The organism is Microvirga yunnanensis, assembly GCF_025460875.1.
The window spans coordinates 1-18,419 of sequence record NZ_JAMXFI010000163.1 but is presented as its reverse complement, the minus strand read 5'-3'; the positions used below and the strand labels follow the sequence as shown (position 1 = coordinate 18,419).

18 protein-coding genes are annotated in these 18,419 nt (G+C 67.7%); 14 read left to right on the top strand and 4 right to left on the bottom strand.

The window, feature by feature from the left end:
• The first annotated feature begins 558 nt into the window (after positions 1 to 558).
• On the top strand, positions 559 to 2,598 hold the full coding sequence (locus NF876_RS39880; protein WP_262273316.1) for a M23 family metallopeptidase: 2,040 nt from the start codon (positions 559 to 561) through the stop codon (positions 2,596 to 2,598).
• 6 nt (positions 2,599 to 2,604) lie between these two features.
• Entirely contained in the window at positions 2,605 to 3,522 is a 918-nt protein-coding gene (locus NF876_RS39875) for an AEC family transporter (protein WP_262273315.1), read from the top strand.
• A gap of 169 nt (positions 3,523 to 3,691) precedes the next feature.
• Here the strand turns inward: NF876_RS39875 and gluQRS are convergent, their stop codons facing one another.
• The gene (gene gluQRS, locus NF876_RS39870) at positions 3,692 to 4,564 is read right to left on the bottom strand and encodes a tRNA glutamyl-Q(34) synthetase GluQRS (protein ID WP_262273317.1); all 873 of its coding nucleotides are present in this window, start codon (positions 4,562 to 4,564) and stop codon (positions 3,692 to 3,694) included.
• A gap of 33 nt (positions 4,565 to 4,597) precedes the next feature.
• Here gluQRS and NF876_RS39865 point away from each other — a divergent pair, with 33 nt between their 5' ends.
• Positions 4,598 to 5,242 (top strand): DNA-3-methyladenine glycosylase family protein, encoded by a 645-nt coding sequence (locus tag NF876_RS39865; protein ID WP_262273314.1) that lies wholly within the window; start codon positions 4,598 to 4,600, stop codon positions 5,240 to 5,242.
• 198 nt (positions 5,243 to 5,440) lie between these two features.
• Here the strand turns inward: NF876_RS39865 and NF876_RS39860 are convergent, their stop codons facing one another.
• Positions 5,441 to 6,211: an HpcH/HpaI aldolase family protein gene (locus NF876_RS39860; protein WP_262273313.1), complete on the bottom strand. Its 771-nt coding sequence runs from the start codon at positions 6,209 to 6,211 to the stop codon at positions 5,441 to 5,443.
• Between the two features lie 55 nt (positions 6,212 to 6,266).
• The gene (locus tag NF876_RS39855) at positions 6,267 to 6,590 is read right to left on the bottom strand and encodes a DUF1476 domain-containing protein (protein ID WP_262273312.1); all 324 of its coding nucleotides are present in this window, start codon (positions 6,588 to 6,590) and stop codon (positions 6,267 to 6,269) included.
• 239 nt (positions 6,591 to 6,829) lie between these two features.
• On the opposite strand from NF876_RS39855, the gene purC reads away from it, so the two are divergent.
• The 8 genes from purC to NF876_RS39815 all read left to right on the top strand — a co-directional run bounded on the left by purC (position 6,830) and on the right by NF876_RS39815 (position 13,099).
• A complete protein-coding gene (gene purC / locus NF876_RS39850) occupies positions 6,830 to 7,624 on the top strand; it encodes a phosphoribosylaminoimidazolesuccinocarboxamide synthase (RefSeq protein WP_262273311.1) in 795 nt (264 codons plus the stop codon).
• A 489-nt stretch (positions 7,625 to 8,113) separates the two neighbouring features.
• Positions 8,114 to 8,653, top strand: a complete 540-nt coding sequence (locus NF876_RS39845) for a hypothetical protein (RefSeq protein ID WP_262273310.1) — start codon at positions 8,114 to 8,116, stop codon at positions 8,651 to 8,653.
• Between the two features lie 127 nt (positions 8,654 to 8,780).
• Positions 8,781 to 9,020: a phosphoribosylformylglycinamidine synthase subunit PurS gene (gene purS / locus NF876_RS39840; RefSeq protein WP_173946714.1), complete on the top strand. Its 240-nt coding sequence runs from the start codon at positions 8,781 to 8,783 to the stop codon at positions 9,018 to 9,020.
• Between the two features lie 7 nt (positions 9,021 to 9,027).
• Positions 9,028 to 9,726, top strand: coding sequence for a phosphoribosylformylglycinamidine synthase subunit PurQ (gene purQ, locus NF876_RS39835; protein WP_262273309.1), 699 nt, complete (start codon positions 9,028 to 9,030; stop codon positions 9,724 to 9,726).
• A 23-nt stretch (positions 9,727 to 9,749) separates the two neighbouring features.
• Positions 9,750 to 11,960 (top strand): phosphoribosylformylglycinamidine synthase subunit PurL, encoded by a 2,211-nt coding sequence (gene purL, locus NF876_RS39830; protein WP_262273308.1) that lies wholly within the window; start codon positions 9,750 to 9,752, stop codon positions 11,958 to 11,960.
• Between the two features lie 12 nt (positions 11,961 to 11,972).
• Positions 11,973 to 12,209 carry a BolA family protein gene (locus tag NF876_RS39825; protein WP_036362056.1) on the top strand — a complete coding sequence of 79 codons (237 nt, stop codon included), beginning with the start codon at positions 11,973 to 11,975 and terminating at the stop codon, positions 12,207 to 12,209.
• 44 nt (positions 12,210 to 12,253) lie between these two features.
• Positions 12,254 to 12,589 (top strand): Grx4 family monothiol glutaredoxin, encoded by a 336-nt coding sequence (gene grxD / locus NF876_RS39820; protein ID WP_210807856.1) that lies wholly within the window; start codon positions 12,254 to 12,256, stop codon positions 12,587 to 12,589.
• 192 nt (positions 12,590 to 12,781) lie between these two features.
• On the top strand, positions 12,782 to 13,099 hold the full coding sequence (locus tag NF876_RS39815) for a hypothetical protein (protein ID WP_262273307.1): 318 nt from the start codon (positions 12,782 to 12,784) through the stop codon (positions 13,097 to 13,099).
• A gap of 162 nt (positions 13,100 to 13,261) precedes the next feature.
• On the opposite strand, the gene tlpA is transcribed toward NF876_RS39815, so the two are convergent.
• Positions 13,262 to 13,909, bottom strand: a complete 648-nt coding sequence (gene tlpA, locus NF876_RS39810; RefSeq protein WP_262273306.1) for a thiol:disulfide interchange protein TlpA — start codon at positions 13,907 to 13,909, stop codon at positions 13,262 to 13,264.
• A 186-nt stretch (positions 13,910 to 14,095) separates the two neighbouring features.
• Here tlpA and lptM point away from each other — a divergent pair, with 186 nt between their 5' ends.
• The 3 genes from lptM to NF876_RS39795 form a co-directional block, all read left to right on the top strand.
• Positions 14,096 to 14,344 carry an LPS translocon maturation chaperone LptM gene (gene lptM, locus NF876_RS39805; protein ID WP_262273305.1) on the top strand — a complete coding sequence of 83 codons (249 nt, stop codon included), beginning with the start codon at positions 14,096 to 14,098 and terminating at the stop codon, positions 14,342 to 14,344.
• Between the two features lie 9 nt (positions 14,345 to 14,353).
• The gene (lysA, locus tag NF876_RS39800) at positions 14,354 to 15,622 is read left to right on the top strand and encodes a diaminopimelate decarboxylase (RefSeq protein ID WP_262273304.1); all 1,269 of its coding nucleotides are present in this window, start codon (positions 14,354 to 14,356) and stop codon (positions 15,620 to 15,622) included.
• Between the two features lie 226 nt (positions 15,623 to 15,848).
• A partial coding sequence (locus NF876_RS39795) for a TIGR02302 family protein (RefSeq protein ID WP_262273303.1) occupies positions 15,849 to 18,419 on the top strand: 2,571 nt, incomplete at its 3' end.

Below are 18,419 nucleotides of genomic sequence, written 5' to 3'. Positions count from 1 at the left end.
TTCCCTGAAGCGGTGTACTCACCAAAGCGTAAGACTGGTCGATGTTCATTCCATCCAGCCCCATAAGGGCCGGCGCAAGGACACCGCCGCCTACGCTTCTCTTCCCTCTCAACAATGTCAAAGAGCAACACATCTTCCGATGTGACCGATAAAAACAGACCTCCGCAGAACAGCGCTTGTTCCCGACCGAAGTCGGGCCCAACAGCCCGGTTTCTGAGGAAGATCTGGGCGCCGTTCGCGTCAGCGGCGGCGTCGATGGGGGTATATAGGCCGAACCTCGCGGGCCTGTCAACGTGCTTCGTGAAAGTTTTTTGACAGGCCGCCTGTGGGCTTTCCGGAGCGCCTCCCGCACAGGTTTTTTCACCCCTGCCTCACTGCCGACACAGTGCGGCCCGAAGCAGAGCCGCGGCGGGCGTCCATTTCCGCACCCTCTATCCTCGGAGAGTTGGCGCGCCCTGCGCAAGCTTGTCTATTAGTCTGTGCGGTTGTCGTCTCTTGTGCTAGATGGCCTCTGGTGTCTGTGACAGCAACCCACGTCCTTCATGCCAGACAGAGATCATGACCGCTCTTCCCCCCGATGACAGCCATGCCAAGAGTTCCCGAAAGGAAGCTTCGCGCCTGTCGTCCGGCATCGATCTCGGCCATGAACCTCCCCTCAATACCAGCGGCAACGCGGCCCCTGAGGTCGACAAGTGGGAAGTGAACCTGCGCTGGCTGGGCGCCAGCATCCTGACCGGCGTCACGGGCGCCGTCCTGATCGGAGCCTCCATCTACATCGCCCTCGAAGGGGCGACGACCTCCGCCCTCCCGCCTGAGCGGGCCGCTCTCAATGGCCGGACTCCGTCGGCGAGCGTCGAGGAGCGGACCTCGAACCTGGCCCGCAAGGCCGACCGGCTCAACATGACGGAGCAGACGTCGTCTGCGCGCCAGAGCTTCAAGGCCCCGATGACGATCCGCATCGGAGAGCGCGAGGCGATCAAGGTCCGCAACTTCGTCCGCATCGCCACGAACCTCTCCCTGAGCGCCGGCACCTACGCGGCCGACATCCCGCCCTTCAATCCGCTGCGCCTGTTTGCTGAGGGAATGGACGAGCAACGCGTCGAGCCGACCCCGGAGGTCGCGGACGCGGACGTATCGGTCCTCAGGCGCGATCTCGCTTCGGTAGCCATCGCGGCGAGCGCCCCCTCCCTGACCGACGGCGACGTGCTGGCGATCCTGGAGGAGGAACGGCGGGTCTTCAACGATGCGGGGCGCCGGACCTCGGTGCCGATCCCGGCCCAGCAGATGCTGTCCCGGACCCTGCGGCAGCCGGAAGGGCTTGGAGACGCCCTGGGATACGCCCGCGTCGTGGACGCCCCCTTCAGCACGATCGAGGTTCGCGTCGTGCCCGAGAACGTGACCGAACTGCCCAAGATCGAGCAGAAGACCATGGCGCCCCTCGTCGAGGAACGCGACGTGGTCCTCAAGAAGGGAGAGACCCTCGAGACGGTCCTGCGCAGCTACGGGGGCACCCCCGGGCAGATCGCCGCGATCACCACGGCTCTGGCGGCCCGGATCAAGGTCGAGGGTCTGACCGAAGGCCAGAGGCTGCGCATTCTCATTGCCCCAGGGCCCCGGCTCGGCGACCCCCGGCAGATCGTCCGGGTGATCACGCTGGGAGAACGAGGGATCGAGGGAATCGCGGCCGCCAACGATCGCGGCGTCTTCGTGTCCGTCACGCCACCGGCCGACGAGAGGAACCGCCAGGTCGCCGAAGCCTCGGAGAACGAGGAGGACGAGGACGACGACGGGCGCGGCGTGCGGCTCTACGAAAGCCTCTACGAAACGGCGCTCAAGAACGAGCTGCCCCGCCAGACGGTCGACGAACTGGTGCGGATCTTCGGCTACGACGTGGATTTTCAGCGCCGGGTCTCGCAGGGTGACTCCTTCGAGATCTTCTTCGGCTCCGATGACGACAACGGCGCGCCCGAGGTTCTCTATGCCGCCCTGACGGTGGCCGGGGAAGCCCGCCGCGTCTATCGCTATCAGGGCGAGGACGGCACGGTCGACTTCTTCGACGAATCCGGCCGCTCCCTCAAGAAGTTCCTGATCCGCAAGCCCATCTCCGACGGCATTCTTCGTTCGGGCTTCGGATCGCGCTTCCATCCGATCCTGGGCTATTCGCGGCCCCATACGGGCATCGACTGGGCCAACAAGGTGGGCACCCCGATCCTGGCCGCCGGCAACGGCACCATCCGCTTCGCCGACTGGAAATCGGGCTACGGGCGTCACATCGAGATCCAGCACGCGAACGGCTATGTGACGACCTATTCCCACATGTCCGGCTTCGCCAAGAACATGGCGTCCGGCACCAGGGTCCGGCAGGGGCAGGTCATCGGCTATTTGGGCAGCACGGGCCTGTCGACCGGCCCTCACCTCCACTACGAGGTGCTCATCAACGGCAGCTTCGTCGATCCTCTCAAGATCCGCCTGCCGCGGGGACGGGAGCTCGAGGGTCGCGGGCTGGCGGATTTCAAGCGCCAGCGTGAGCAGGTCGACGAACTGATGTCCCACAGCGTCGCCTCCGCCACGCTCTCCCAGCGGGCCGAGCTGCGATAGAGCCCCATGCTCGACCTTTTCGCGATCGTCCTGCCGGTCTTCGGCCTGATCGGCATCGGCTATGTCGCGCGCCAGACGGGACTCATCTCCGAGCGGGCCGGCGAAGGCCTGTCCGAATTCGTCTTCACGCTCTCCCTCCCGTGCCTGATCTTCCGCACCCTCGTGCGCGCCGAGATCCCGGACGTCCAGCCCTGGGGCTACTGGATCTCCTATTTCGTCGGGGTGGCCGTCGTCTGGCTCCTGGCCACCGTGATCGGGCGGCGGTTCTTCGGGATCAAGGGTGTGTCCGGAGTCGTCGCCGGCTTCTCGGCCGGACAGGCGAACACCGTCTTCGTCGGCGTTCCGATGATCCTCAAGGCCTATGGGGACGAGGGCGCGGTTCCGCTCTTCCTCCTGATCGCCGTGCATCTCCCCGTCACGATGACCCTGGCGACGGTCCTGGCCGAGGGGCGCCAGGCTTCGCCGGTCGTCGTCCTGCGCCGCCTCCTGACCCATCCCATCGTCGTCGGGATCCTGGCGGGATCCGCCTGCCGCCCGTTTGCCGCCCACGTGCCGGCTCCCGCCTGGCAGGTCATGGATCTCCTGGGGAGCGCGGCGGTGCCCTGCGCCCTCATCTCCATGGGCATCGCGTTGCGCCGCTATGGCCTCCAGACGGGCTGGAAACTGCCGGCCGCAATCTCCTTCCTCAAGCTCGTGCTCCATCCCCTGATCGTGCTGGTGCTGGCCACAAAGGTGTTCGCCATGCCGCCGGTCTGGGCCGGGGTCGCGGTGCTCTTCGCCTCGTGCCCGTCCGGGATCAATGCCTATCTCTTCGCCGAGCGCTACGGGGAAGGCGTTGCCCTCGCGTCCAGCGCCATCACCCTGTCGACGTTCCTCGCCCTGGGCACGACGCTCGTCTGGCTCTCCGTGCTCGGCATAGGCTGAGGCGGGGCTGCGCGAGCCCGTCGTGCGGCCCCGGAGGGCCATCCGATGCTCCATTCTTGGCTGGCGCATCGTTCGGGGCGGACGCAGAGGGCCGCGTCCGAGGCTTTAAGCTTATGTTTTGGAGCATCTTTTCACGCAAAACCGGTTCCCGCTTTTCCCGTCCGATACTCTAGAAGCCGAGGCGCCGCCGGATGGCCTGCGGGGTCACGCCGTCGGCGCGCAGCTCCGACAGGGCTGGCGATTGCCGGCTCTTGGCCAGCTTGTCGCCCGTGGGGTCCAGCACGAGCCCGTGGTGGTGATAGAGGGGCGTCGGCAGGTCCAGCAGCGCCTGCAGCAGCACGTGGAGGTCGGTCGCGGCTTCGAGATCCTGGCCGCGCACCACGTGGGTGACGCCCTGGAGGGCGTCATCCACCACCACGGAGAGATGGTAGCTCGACGGGATTTCCTTGCGCACGATCACCGCGTCGCCCCAGCGCCAGGGATCAGCCGCGACCGTCTCCTCGCGGCCGTCGCGGTCGAACCGCCTGAAGGCATGCGGCCCCGGCCTGAGCTTCTGCGCAGCCGCGCTGTCCAGGCGCCAGGCCTGGGGCTCGCCGGCCGCGATCCGGCGCTCGGCCTCTGCGGCGGGCACCTCCCGGCAGGTCCCCGGGTAGAGGGGTGCGCCGTCCGGATCCCGGGGCCAGTCCCGGCCGCTCTCCTGTTCCCGGCGGGCAACGGCCTGCACGATGTCCCGGCGGGTGCAGAAGCAGGGATAGACGACACCCCTCCCCTTCAGCTTCAGGAAGGCAGCGCGGTAATCCGCAAAATGTTCGGACTGGCGCCGCACCGGAATCTCCCACTGCAGGCCGAGCCAGGCGAGATCCTCATGGATGGCGGCCTCGAAGTCCGGCCGGCATCGTGTGATATCGATATCCTCGATGCGCAGGAGGAAGCGCCCGCCGAATCGGCCGGCGAAATCGGCATTGAGAAGAGCCGAATAGGCATGGCCCAGGTGAAGCCGCCCGTTCGGGCTCGGAGCGAATCGGAAAACGGGCTTCGTCACGGGAGCCTGCGGGACAGGAAGGAACCTCAAGGAATGACCACCCTCCTCGAAACGGATGCGGTTCTCAAGAGGGGCTTGGGCGAACTGGTGCTGGCGGACCCCATCATGGCGAAGCTGGCGGCGGACGGGGTCACGCCGCACTTGCGCAAACGGCCGCCCGGCTTCGAGGGCCTGGCCTGGATCGTCGTAGGACAGCAAGTTTCCACCGCCAGCGCGGCAGCCATCTGGAATCGCCTCCGGCAGATCCTCGAACCGCCGCGGCCGGACGTCTTTCTCCGGCTGTCCGACGAGGATCTCCGGGCAGCCGGATTGTCCGCCGGCAAGGTCCGGACCCTGCGCGCCCTGGCGACGGAGATCGTGGAAGGCAGCCTCTCCCTCGATGAGCTGCGGAATCGCCCGGCCGAGGAGGCTCATGGCCTCCTCACGCGGGTGAAGGGGATCGGCCCCTGGACGGCGGACGTCTACCTGCTCTTCTGCCTCGGGCATCCGGACGCTTTTCCGAGCGGGGATCTGGCCGTGCAGGAGGCGGCCCGCCTCGCCTACGGGCTCGAAGCGCGGCCGGACGCCCGCACCCTGACCGCCTTGGCCGAACGATGGCGCCCATGGCGGGGGGTCGCGGCCAAGATGCTCTGGACCTATTACCGCGTGATCAAGTCCCGGGAGGGCGCTCCCGGCTGACCGGACCGCCGGCCGCCCTGGCCTCCCCTCCCCCGGAAGCCGCTAGCGCACCGTGCGAAAAAGTGGACGCGGTTTTTCGCGTCGAACGGTGCGCCGCTAAAGGCCTGAGCATCGGATCAGATCCCAAAAGTGGGTCCACTTTTCACTGGCGTGGCCCTTCGGGTCGCTGGCGCGGCCCTCTGGGTCACGTCCGATGCTCTAGGCCCGCGCGGCTGCGAGGGCCGCATGGGCGCCGGACCGGAGCATGGCGATGTCGTTGCCGATGGACACCATGTGGAACCCCTTGGCGGACAGCTCCGCCGCGCGATCTCCCGACTGGGCGTAAACGGCCGCGAGCTTTCCGGCGGCCTTCGCCCGGGCGAGCACGTGATCCAGTGCCTTCTCGACCTCCGCGCCGGTGGGATTGACGCCCCCTCCCCGAGCCAGCGCGATCGACAGGTCCGAGGGGCCGACGAAGACTCCATCGATTCCGGGCACGGCCAGGACGTCGTCGACGATGGCCAGGGCCTCCCGGGTCTCCACCATGGCGAAGGATACGGTCAGGTCGTTGGCCTTCCGGAGGTAGTCGCCCGGCTCCATCCCGGTCAGCGGGAGCGCCCCATAGGCGCCCCAGCTGCGCTCGCCCGTCGGCGGGTACTTCATGAAGGCGGCGAAGCGCCGTGCATCCTCGACGGTGTTGATCATCGGGGCGATCGCGCCGGTCCCGCCGGCATCGAGGAACCGCGACGCGGTGGCGAAGTCCCCCACGGGGAGACGGACCAGGGCCGGCTTCCCGGCGGCGGCGACGAGGGGCACGGCCTGGAGCGCGGCGGGGAAGTCTACGGCGCCGTGCTGCATGTCCAGGACGACCGCGTCGAACGCCTCGCGGGCCAGGATGCCGGCCACGGAGGGATCCGGCAGGCCGCACCAGGCCGTCAGCAGGGGGGAGCCGGCTCTCAGCCGCTCGGGGAACGATGGATGGGTCGGCATGATGCCCCTTTGCTTCAACGGCGCCTCGGCGCAACAAGGTCGCAGCCCGGAGGCGCTAACGCCCCGCCTTGATCTCCTCGATCGCCTGAGCCCTCAGCTGGCCGAGCTTGGCCCTGAGCGCGCTCTCGTCCAGCGGCTGGCCGGCGGCGCCCAGATCCTGATGCACCTTGCGGATCACGTCGCCGTCCCCGGGTTCGTGGAAATCGGCCAGGACGATGCTCCTGGCATAGGCCTCCGCGTCGGCGCCGGTCTTGCCCATGCGCCCGGCCACCCAGAGGCCCAGGAGCTTGTTGCAGCGCGCGGTCGCCTTGAAGCGGAGCTCCTCGTCGAGGGCGAACCGCTTCTCGAAGGCTTCCTCCCGGTCGTCGAACGTGGTCATCGGCCTTGTCCTCCCTGGCTTTTCCTTATGCGATATAAGGGCGCACTCGCGCTGCCGCCAGACGCTCCCCATCTCTCCAACGGTGCTTTCACCAGGTTGCAGGGTTGCAGCCTGTCTCCCCGCGTTGTGCTTGCCCGAGGGATCGGATAGGTTGCCCTTCAAGCGGACCGCCGGCGAAAAGCCGCGCGTCACGCCAGCCGCGGATCTAAAAAAATGACCATCCCCAGGAGCCACGGCAAATGGATTTTCTCAAACCACGGTACACGCCTATGAATCGTCGCCGTCGCATCTATGAGGGCAAGGCGAAGGTCCTCTATGAGGGCCCGGAACCCGGAACGCTCATCCAGCACTTCAAGGATGACGCGACCGCCTTCAATGCCAAGAAGCATGAAGTGATCGACGGCAAGGGCGTGCTCAACAACCGGATCTCGGAATACCTGTTCCAGCATCTGAACGACATCGGCATCCCGACCCACTTCATCCGCCGCCTCAACATGCGCGAGCAGCTGATTCGCGAGGTCGAGATCATCCCCCTCGAGGTGGTGGTGCGGAACGTGGCCGCCGGCTCGCTGGCCACCCGCCTCGGCATCGAGGAGGGCACCCAGCTGCCCCGCTCGATCATCGAATTCTATTACAAGAACGACGCCCTCAATGACCCGATGGTCTCGGAGGAGCACATCACGGCCTTCGGCTGGGCCTCGCCCCAGGAGATCGACGACATCATGGCGCTGGCCATCCGGGTCAACGATTTCCTGTCCGGCCTCTTCCTCGGGGTCGGCATCCGCCTCGTCGACTTCAAGCTGGAGACGGGCCGTCTCTGGGAGGGCGAGATGATGCGCATCGTCGTGGCCGACGAGATCTCGCCGGATTCGTGCCGCCTCTGGGACATCAAGTCCAAGGACAAGCTCGACAAGGACCGGTTCCGCCGGGACATGGGCGGGCTGGTCGAGGCCTATACGGAGGTGGCCCGCCGGCTCGGCATCCTGTCCGAGAACGAGAACCCGGTCACGGGCGGCCCGCGCCTCGTGCAGTAAGGCCCACGTTCCTCGCATCCTGCAAAGCCCGGCCGCCGCGCCGGGCTTTTTGTTGGCCGCCGGGGGCCCGGCGCTTCTTCGACGCCATGAGTCCGTTCCGCCGGTCCCGAGGGAGAGGCGCTGCGCATGCCTGATCGGGACCTGCGGGGGCGCCACGCAATCCGTCATCACCGGGCTTGTCCCGGTGATCCCGATTGATCGAGGCGCGGCGTCTTTCCGACCGGGATGGCCGGGACAGGCCCGGCCATGACGTGGGAGGGTGTTCGCACCGGGCCACACACACCCCGTCATCACCGGCCTTGTGCCGGTGATCTCGATCGTCTGAAGCGCAGCGCCCCACCGCATCGGGATGGCCGGCAAGAGGCAGGTCATGACCGGCCGGCCATGACGGAGAGGGTGGATGACCGGGATGGCGCCGCCCGTGCCGAGAAGGCCCGGCGTGACAGAAAGCCGTCGACCTGCCGATCCGTTTCGCGCATAGATGAAGCCATGCCTTTCCGCCTGTTGCGTGTCAGCCTTCCGATCCTGGCCCTCACCCTGTCCGTCGTGGGCTGCGGCTATATTCCCCGTCAGGTGGCCGGTCTCCCGCCCGACCGGTCCTGGGATGCCCTGCCCCTGCGCAAATGGCTGGCCGAGGATCGGGCTGAGCCGGTGGCCCTGGCCTTCTGCGCCCCGCCCGAATGCGGTCCGGGTCTGGCGGTGAGCGTCATCCGACTGACCGGACGGGATGCGGACATCACGGATGCCCTCTTGAAGGATCCGGAGCGTCTGGCTCGGGCCCTGCGCTCGCCCGCGGGCCGGGACAGGCCCGTCCGGACCAGGATCACCGTAGCGCGCCTCGAGGATGCGCCCTATCCGGGTTTCGTGATCGATCTCGCGCCCGCCGACGGCGGCAAGCCGCCGGCCTACGGGGCGGCGCTCGGGCGGCGCTCCGGGACCGATCTCGGCGTCGTTCTGGTGATCGGCGAGGCGCCGGATGCGGTGCGCGAGACGGCCAAGTCCGTCGCTGCCCGCGAATTGGGCCCCTGAATCCACGCCGGACGCATGGTCTTGCGGTGAACCGGCGGACACTTCACCGGATCATGCGTCGAGCCCGTTGTCTCCTGCGGCTAAATTCTTTATGGCCTTGGCCAAATCTCAACAGCCCGAGGCCCCCATGAAAGCGCGTGTCACCGTGACCCTCAAGAACGGCGTTCTCGACCCCCAAGGCAAGGCCATCGAGGGAGCCCTCAAGTCGCTCGGCGTCGAGGGCATCGACGGCGTGCGCCAGGGCAAGGTCTTCGACATCGAGCTCGGCACCACCGACAAGGCCAAGGCCGAAGCCGCCCTCAAGGCCGCCTGCGAGAAACTCCTCGCCAACACCGTCATCGAGAATTACCGCGTCGAGATCGCGTGAGGCTCCCATGAAATCTGCCGTCATCGTCTTCCCCGGCTCCAATCGCGAAGGCGATGTGCTGCGGGCGCTCCAATCGGCCGGATCCCGGGTGGAGAAGGTCTGGCATGCCGAAACCGAGCTGCCGCAGGGCACGGATCTCGTGGTCCTGCCGGGCGGCTTCTCCTACGGCGACTATCTGCGCTGCGGGGCGATCGCCGGCCGTGCCACCGTGATGGATGCGGTGCGCGCCCATGCGGCGCGGGGCGGGCTCGTGCTCGGGATCTGCAACGGGTTCCAGATCCTGTGCGAATCCGGGCTTCTTCCCGGCATCCTGATGCGCAACGCGAACCTCAGGTTCATCTGCCACCGGCAGTTCCTCAAGGTCGAGCGCAACGACACCGCCTTCACCCGGGCCTACGCCAAGGGCCAGGCCATCGACGTGTGCGTGGCGCACGGCGAGGGCAATTACACGGCCGACGCGGAGACCCTGAAGCGGCTCGAGGGCGAGGGCCTGGTGGCGTTCCGCTACTCCGACGCCCAGGGCCACATCACGCAGGACGCCAACCGCAACGGCTCCATGAACTCCATCGCGGGCATCTATTCCGACAAGCTCAACGTGCTCGGCATGATGCCCCATCCGGAGAACCTGATCGAAGACCTCGTGGGCGGCACCGACGGACGGGGCCTGTTCGAGAGCCTCGTGTCGTCCTTCCCCCGCGCCGCCTGATCCCTCCAGATTACGAGACCCCGATGATCCGCAACGACGTCGCCATCACCCCGGAGCTGGTCAAGGAGCACGGGCTGAAGCCGGACGAATACGAGCGCTTCGTGAACCTGATCGGCCGCGAGCCGACGATCACGGAACTCGGCATCGTGTCGGCCATGTGGAACGAGCACTGCTCGTACAAGTCCTCCCGCATTCACCTGCGCGGCCTGCCCACCAGCGCTCCCTGGGTCATCCAGGGTCCGGGCGAGAACGCCGGCGTGATCGACATCGGCGACGGGCTGGCCTGCATCTTCAAGATGGAGAGCCACAACCACCCGTCCTTCATCGAGCCCTATCAGGGCGCGGCGACGGGCGTCGGCGGCATCCTGCGCGACGTGTTCACCATGGGGGCGCGCCCCATCGCGTCGCTCAACTTCCTGCGCTTTGGCGAGCCGGACCATCCCAAGACCCCTCACCTCGTCTCCGGCGCGGTGGCGGGCATAGGCGGCTACGGCAATTCCTTCGGCGTGCCGACGGTGGGCGGCTCCGTGGGCTTCGACAAGCGCTACAACGGCAACATCCTGGTCAACGCCATGGCGGTGGGCCTGGCGCGCACCGACGAGATCTTCTACGCCAAGGCGACCGGCGTCGGGAACCCGATCGTCTATCTCGGCTCGAAGACCGGCCGCGACGGCATCCATGGCGCCACGATGGCGTCCGCCGAGTTCGACGAATCCTCGGAGGAGAAGCGCCCCACCGTGCAGGTCGGCGACCCCTTCGCCGAGAAGCTCCTGCTGGAGGCCTGCCTCGAGCTCATGAAATCCGGCGCCGTCATCGCCATCCAGGACATGGGGGCGGCGGGCCTGACCAGCTCGGCCGTCGAGATGGGCGCAAAGGGCAATCTCGGCATCGAGCTCGACCTCGACAAGGTGCCCTGCCGCGAGGAGGGCATGACCGCCTACGAGATGATGCTCTCGGAGAGCCAGGAGCGCATGCTCATGGTGCTCAAGCCCGGCATGGAGAAAGAGGCCGAGGCCATTTTCCACAAGTGGGGCCTGGACTTCGCCGTCATCGGCAGGACCACCGACACCCTGCGCTTCGTGATCAAGCACCAGGGCGAGGTGAAGGCCGACCTGCCGATCAAGGAGCTCGGCGACGAGGCTCCCGTCTATGACCGCCCCTGGGTGGAAAGCCCCCGGCAGCCCGTAATTGCGGCAGAGAGCGTGACGGCTCCCGTGTCCGAGGCCGAGGCGCTCCTCAAGCTCGTCGGCTCGCCGGATCAGTGCTCCAAGCGCTGGGTCTGGGAGCAGTACGACCACCTGATCCTCGGCAACACGGTCCAGACCCCGGGGGGCGACGCCGCCATCGTGCGGGTCGAGGACGGCCCGAAGGGTCTGGCGCTCACCACCGACGTCACGCCCCGCTACTGCGAGGCCGATCCCTTCGAGGGCGGCAAGCAGGCGGTGGCGGAGGCCTGGCGCAACATCACGGCGGTCGGCGGCCTGCCGCTGGCAATCACCGACAACCTCAACTTCGCCAGCCCCGAGCGGCCCGAATCCATGGGCCAGTTCGTCGGCTGCATCCGGGGTATCGGCGAGGCCTGCAAGGCGCTCGACTTCCCGGTCGTGTCCGGCAACGTCTCGCTCTACAACGAGACCAACGGCCAGGGCATCCTGCCCACGCCCGCCATCGGCGGGGTCGGGCTCCTCGACGACGTGACGGTGAACGCCTCCATGGCGTTCAGGCGCGAGGGCGAGGCGATCATCCTCATCGGGGCCACCCGGGGCTGGCTCGGCCAGTCGATCTACCTGCGCGACGTCTGCGGTCGCGAGGAGGGCGCGCCGCCGCCGGTGGATCTGGCCCTGGAGAAGCGTAACGGCGACTTCGTGCGCCAGCTCATCCGCTCCGGCCAGGTGACCACCGTGCACGACGTCTCGGACGGCGGCATCGCGCTCGCGCTCGCCGAGATGGCCATGGCGGGCCAGGTGGGGGCCGAGATCACCGCCTATCCGGAGGGCTTTCCCCTCCATGCCTTCCTGTTCGGCGAAGACCAGGCCCGCTACCTCCTCGCCGTCGACGAGGACGTGGCGGCCGACATCCTCTACGAGGCCGGCGCGGTCGGCATTCCGGCCGTGACCCTGGGAATCACCGGCGGCGATTCGTTGATTCTGCCGGGCCGGCAGGCCATATCCCTGAAGCAGTTGAAGGCAGCCCACGAAGCCTGGCTGCCCGACTACATGACCGGCAAGTCCTGAGGAGTTTGATCCATGCCCATGAACGCCCACGATATCGAGAGCATGATCAAAGCCGCCCTGCCGGACGCGGTGGTCGAGATCAAGGATCTGGCCGGCGACGGCGACCACTATGCCGCCACCGTCACCTCCTCGGCCTTCAAGGGGAAGTCCCGGGTCCAGCAGCACCAGATGGTCTATGCAGCGCTGCAAGGACGCATGGGAGGCGTGCTTCATGCCCTTGCATTGACGACCGTGGCACCCGACAATTGAGACGCGAGTCCGACGCCTTGACCGTCGGGACGAAGGAGCATTCCATGGCTGACGCCAACCAGATCATCGACAACGAAGTGAAGTCCAACGACGTCGTGCTGTTCATGAAGGGCACGCCGCAATTCCCCATGTGCGGGTTCTCGGGCCAGGTGGTCCAGATCCTCAACTACCTCGGCGTGCCCTACAAGGGCGTCAACGTGCTCGAGGACGAGACCATCCGCCAGGGCATCAAGGACTATTCCAACTGGCCGACCATCCCCCAGCTCTACGTGAAGGGCGAGTTCGTGGGCGGCTGCGACATCACCCGCGAGATGTTCCAGGCCGGCGAGCTGCAGCAGCTCTTCGCCGACAAGGGCATTCCGGTCCAGCAGAGCGCCTGAGGCCGGCATTCCTTGTCGAGCGATCCGAGGCGGGGCGTTGACCCCGCCTTTTTCATGCGCCCTCCGCGGGTCAGGGGCGTCTTATGTCGCATTCCTTAAACGGCTCAGTTTCCGGCACAATGAACTGTGCTGAATGCAACAGAAGCGCCGCGCACCATAGAATAAGAAGGAGCGGCGAGAAGGGGCTGTTCCATGATCGAACCGGAGACGAACGTCGTTGCCTTCAAGCCGCGGGATGCCGTGGCCCATCATCCCAAGAGCCTGATGGAGCGCATCTATGCGGCGGGTTCCCTGTCCATCCGGGCGGACGACCGGGCCACCAAGATGGCGGCCGTCATGCTGCAGGCGCTGGGCTTCCTGGTGATCGAGGAGATCCTGGCCGACGGCACGCCGCGCCGGCTCCAACGCAGCGAGGCGCGGCAGGCCATGGACCGCCCCTGGCGGCTCTCGAAGCCGGCCTTTTCCGGCACGGTCGGCGTTCCGGACGGCGGCGGGGCGCTCCCGGTCTAGCGCTTCGGACGGGAAAAGTGGAACCAGTTTTGCGTGAAAAGATGCTCCAAAACAAAAGCCTCGAGCATCGGACGCAAAAGTGGGAACCGGTTTTGCGTGAAAAGATGCTCCAAAACAAATGCCTAAAGCATCGGGCGTGAGTTCGATGACACGTCCGATGCGCTAGGACCGCCCCAGAGCCGTCTTCATGAACGTGACGGCGTCCGGCGAGGCCCATTGGGCCGGCCCCTTGAGCAGGGCGATCTCGCAGCCCGACGCATCGACCACGAAGGTGGTCGGAAGTCCCACCACGTGGCCGGATTTCTGGAGCACCTGCAGGAGCTTGCCCTCGGGATCGGCGTGGTAGGCCAGGTTCCGGATGCCGGTCTCCTGCAGCCAGGCCTTCGGCTTCTCGGGATTGCGGGTATCCACATTGATGGCCACGACCTGGAAATCGGGACCGCCGAGCTCAGCCTGAATCCTGTCGAGGGCCGGCATCTCCTCGCGGCAGGGCACGCACCAGGTCGCCCACAGATTGACCAGGATCGTCCGCCCCTTGAAATCCGACAGGCTCATCCGCTGGCCCTCGGGCCCCGTGAAGGCGATCACCGGCGGCGGCTTCGGGGCGTTGCTCACGCCGACGGCCGCCACCTCGCCCTTGGCCAGCGGCTTCAGGCGCTCTGCGGTCGGCTTGGAGGCGCGGCATTCGGCAACCCCGGCCGCCAGGGGGTCGCGGGGCGAGAGGCCGTACCAGGCCGCCCCGGCCCCGGCGGCCGCCAGGGCCGCGAGACCGAGGATCCAGCCCGCTCGGGATTTCGATGGGTTCGACATGGCCTGTGGGTTCGACATGGCCTGTGATGTGGCGCTTTTCGGCCCGGGCCTCAAGCCCGAAAGGAACAGCGTGGCCGTCCGTCCCATCACGAAAGCGTTGAGCGTTCAGTCTGTTGCAATCCTCACCTTGCCTCTCGCATCCGGCACCGCTTGCCGTTATGGTGCGGCCACGTTTCGGAGCTCTTCATGTCGTCCAGCCTGACCCTTCCTCGCGCCGTTCTGGTTTGCGGCCTTCTCGCCCTCGGTCTGACCGCCTGCGGCCGTCGCGGCGCGCTCGAGCCGCCGCCGGACGCCTCGGCTCAGGCGGCCGAGACCCAGACGCAGACCCCGGCGAGCGACGCCACCCTGCCCTCCCCGGTCGGCACGCCCCGCTCCCAGGCGAACCGGGGCTACACGATTCCCAACAAGCCGTTTATCCTCGACCCGCTGCTCTAGGCCTTTTCGATGCACCATTTCGCCTATCGTGACGGCGTCCTCCATGCGGAGGGCGTCGATCTGCGCCGCCTCGCGGACGAGGTCGGGACCCCGTTCTATTGCTATTCCTCGGCCACTCTGGAGCGGCACTACCGGGTCTTCGCCGAGGCCTTCGCCGACACGGACGCCCTCGTCTGCTATGCCATGAAGGCCAATTCGAACCAGGCCGTGCTCCGGACGCTCGGCCGCCTGGGCGCCGGCATGGACATCGTGTCCGAGGGCGAGCTGCGCCGCGCGCTCGCGGCCGGCGTGCCGGGCGAGCGCATCGTCTTCTCCGGGGTCGGCAAGACGAAAGCCGAGATGGCCTTCGCGCTCGAGAGCGGCATTCTCTGCTTCAACGTGGAATCGGAGCCGGAGCTCGAAGCCCTTTCCGAGGTGGCGGTCTCGAAGGGCATGCGCGCCCCCGTGTCGGTGCGCATCAATCCGGACGTGGACGCCAAGACCCACGCCAAGATCTCGACCGGCAAGTCCGAGAACAAGTTCGGCATCCCCATCGCCCGCGCCCGCGAGGTCTATGCCCGGGCGGCGGCGCTCCAGGGCATCGAGGTCACCGGCGTCGACATGCATATCGGCAGCCAGATCACGGACCTGGCGCCTTACGACAACGCGACCGCGCTCCTCGCCGAACTCGCCCGCGACCTGATGGCGGACGGCCACCGGCTGCACCACATCGATCTCGGCGGCGGCCTCGGCGTGCCCTATCGGGAGGACAACGAGCCCCCGCCCGATCCACAGGCCTACGCGGCGATCATCAAGCGTCACACCAGGGATCTCGGCCTCAAGCTCGTGTTCGAGATGGGCCGCATGATCGCCGGCAATGCGGGCGTGCTCGTCGCCCGGGTGATCTACGTGAAGCAGGGCGCCGACAAGCCGTTCGTGATCGTCGATGCGGCGATGAACGACCTCATCCGCCCGACGCTCTACGAGGCCCATCACGACATCAAGCCGGTCCTGGCCGCCTCTCCCGGCACGCCGCGCGTCGTCGCCGACGTGGTCGGCCCCGTGTGCGAGACCGGCGACTATCTCGCCCTGTCCCGCGACATGCCGGCCGTGAAGGCGGGCGACCTCATCGCCGTCATGACCGCCGGCGCCTACGGGGCCGTCCAGGCCAGCACCTACAACACGCGCCCTCTGGTGCCCGAGGTGCTGGTCCGCGGCGAGGATCACGCGGTGGTGCGCCCGCGCCCGACCTATGACGAGTTGATCGGGCTCGACCGGGTCCCGGCCTGGCTGGGCTGACGCGCCCGCCCGCCGGCCCGCCACCTGCCGTGCAGAATCGACCACCCCTCTCGAACAATGCCCCGCTCGGAGGATTGACCATCAACCGGCAACGGCCTGAGCCGTGACGGCCGGTCACCTCTTCTTGAAGCTCCGCGCCCAATTGACCGCTGGTCATCCGGGGTCCGCGTGCTAGCTTTTCAGGCGGGGGTTATCTGCACGGGCGGTGCAGCGGGAGATATTTTGCATGAGCGACGGCCCGAACCCGACGCCTGGGCGCAGTCCCCTGAACCAGCGGTTCGGGCGCCTGGTCACTCATGCGCGCTGGTCCCTCTGGTGGGAAGAGGCCTGGCCCCGGCTCTGGCTGCCCTTCGCCATCGTCCTGCTGTTCCTGACCCTCTCCTGGCTGGGCCTCTGGCTCGACGCCTCGCCCCTGTGGCGTAGCGTCGGCCTGGGGCTGTTCGGAGCCGCCTTCCTTCTGTCGCTCTGGCCGCTCCTGCGCCTGCGCATGCCCAGCCGGACCCGTGCGCTCGACCGGCTCGACCGGGAAACAGGGCTCACCCACGGCCCGGCCCGCGTCCTTGACGATACGCTGGCGCTCGGATCGGCGGATCCCGGCACCAAGGCCCTCTGGGCGCTTCATCGCAAGCGGGCGGAGGATGCCGTCAGCCGCATGCGCGTCGGGCTGCCGCAGCCCGACATGGCCAAGCGCGACCGCTATGCCGTGCGCGCCGCGGGGCTTCTCGCCCTGGTGACGAGCGCCTTCATCGCCGGGCCCGAGATCGGCTCCCGGCTCGCCGCGGCGTTCGACTGGCGCAAGGTCGAGACCGCCTCTCCGTCCTTCCGCATCGACGGATGGATCGACCCGCCGCTCTATACCCGCACGCCGCCCCTGATGATCGACCTGGCCCGGGGGCAGAGCCTGCGCGCGCCGATCCATTCGACCGTCGTGATCCGGATCGCCGGCGAGGGAAGTGCGGAGGTCACGCCGGGCAAGGGCCTGACGCCGCTCCCGCCCAAGGCCAACCAGCGCGCCGACATGCGCGAGGAGCGCTACACCCTCGACGGCTCGAGCGAGCTGACGGTCAAGACCGGATTCGCGCACAGCGTGACCCTGACCATCGAGGCCATCCCCGACCGGCTGCCCGAGATCGCCTTCACGACGCCCCCCGAGGTCAACGCCCGCGGCACCTTCACCTTGAGCTACAAGGGTCGCGACGATTACGGCATCGCGTCCCTCGACGGCATCGTCGAGAAGGCCGACGCCAGCAAGGGGCGCTCCCTCGTGCCCGCCCCTCAGCTCACCCTCGCCCTTCCGAGCCATGAGGAGAACGCGCCGGACACCAAGTCCCCGGTCGATCTCACGAACCATGCCTGGGCGGGCGCGCCCGTGACGATCCGCCTGAAGGCCAAGGACGAGGCCGGCCAGGAGGCCCTGAGCGAGGCGATCACCTTCACCCTGCCGCAGCGTCCCTTCACGAATCCGCTCGCCAAGGCCTTGGTCGAGCAGCGGCGCAATCTCGTTCTGTCCCCGGACGACCGCAAGCGCGTTCAGGTGGCCCTCGACGCGCTGCTCATCGCGCCGGACGAGTACACGCCGCAATGGGGCGTGTTCATGGGGCTGCGCACCGGCGCGGAGCGCCTGCGGGTCGCCAAGTCCGACCAGGATCTGCTCGACGTGGCCGACTGGCTCTGGGCCATGGCGCTGCAGATCGAGGACGGCAACCTGTCCGATGCGGAGCGCGAGCTGCGCGCCGCCCAGGAGCGTCTGAAGGAGGCCATGGACCGGGGCGCCACGGACGACGAGATTCGGCGCCTGACCGACGAGCTGCGCCAGGCCATGGACAAGTTCCTGCGGGAATTCGCGCAGCGCATGCAGCAGAACCAGCAGTCGCAGGATCAAAGCCAGCGCACGCCTCCCGACCGGATGATCTCGCAGGACGACCTCAACCGGATGCTGCGCCAGATGGAGGACGCCATGCGCCGCGGCGACGTGGCCGAGGCCCAGCGCCTGCTCGAGCAGCTGCGCAACATCCTCGAGAACCTGCAGACGGCTCAGCCCAACGGCCGCATGACCGATCCGCTCGGACGCGAGATGAACCAGGCCATGCAGGACCTGGAGGACATGGCGCGCGAGCAGCAGAACCTGCGCGACGAGACCTTCCGCGACGGCCAGAACCGGCGCATGCAGCAGGGCGACCGCAACGGGCAGCGCCAGCAGGGGCAGCGTCAGGGGCAGCGCCAGCAGGGACAGCGCCAGCAAGGCCAGCAGGGTCAGCAGGGTGACGGTCAGGAGCAGGCGGAGAACGGCCAGGGCGGTCAGGACCAGGATCCCCTGGGCCTGAGGCAGAGGCAGGAAGCCCTGCGGCAGAGGCTGGAGGAATTGCAGCGGCGCATGCAGGGCATGGGCATGCAGAACGAGCAGGGTCTCGGCGAGGCCGAGCAGGCCATGCGCGATGCCGAAGGCGCTCTCGGCCAGGGCCAGGACGGGCCTGCCGTCGACGCGCAGGGACGAGCGCTCGAAAGCCTGCGTCGCGGCATGCAGGGCATGGCCCAGCAGATGCAGCAGATGCAGCAGGGCGACGGCCAAGGGAACGAGCAGGCCGGCGACCAGCCGGGCCAGGGCAACCCCCAGGGCAACCAGCAGACGGGCCAGCGCGACAACGATCCGCTCGGCCGGCCCATGCGCAATCGGGACTATTCCGACGGCCGTGTCGAGGTGCCCAGCGCCAGCCAGTCGCCCGCCCAGCGCGCACAGCGGATTCTGGAGGAATTGCGGCGCAAGCTGGGCGATCCGAGCCGGCCGCAGGAAGAGCTC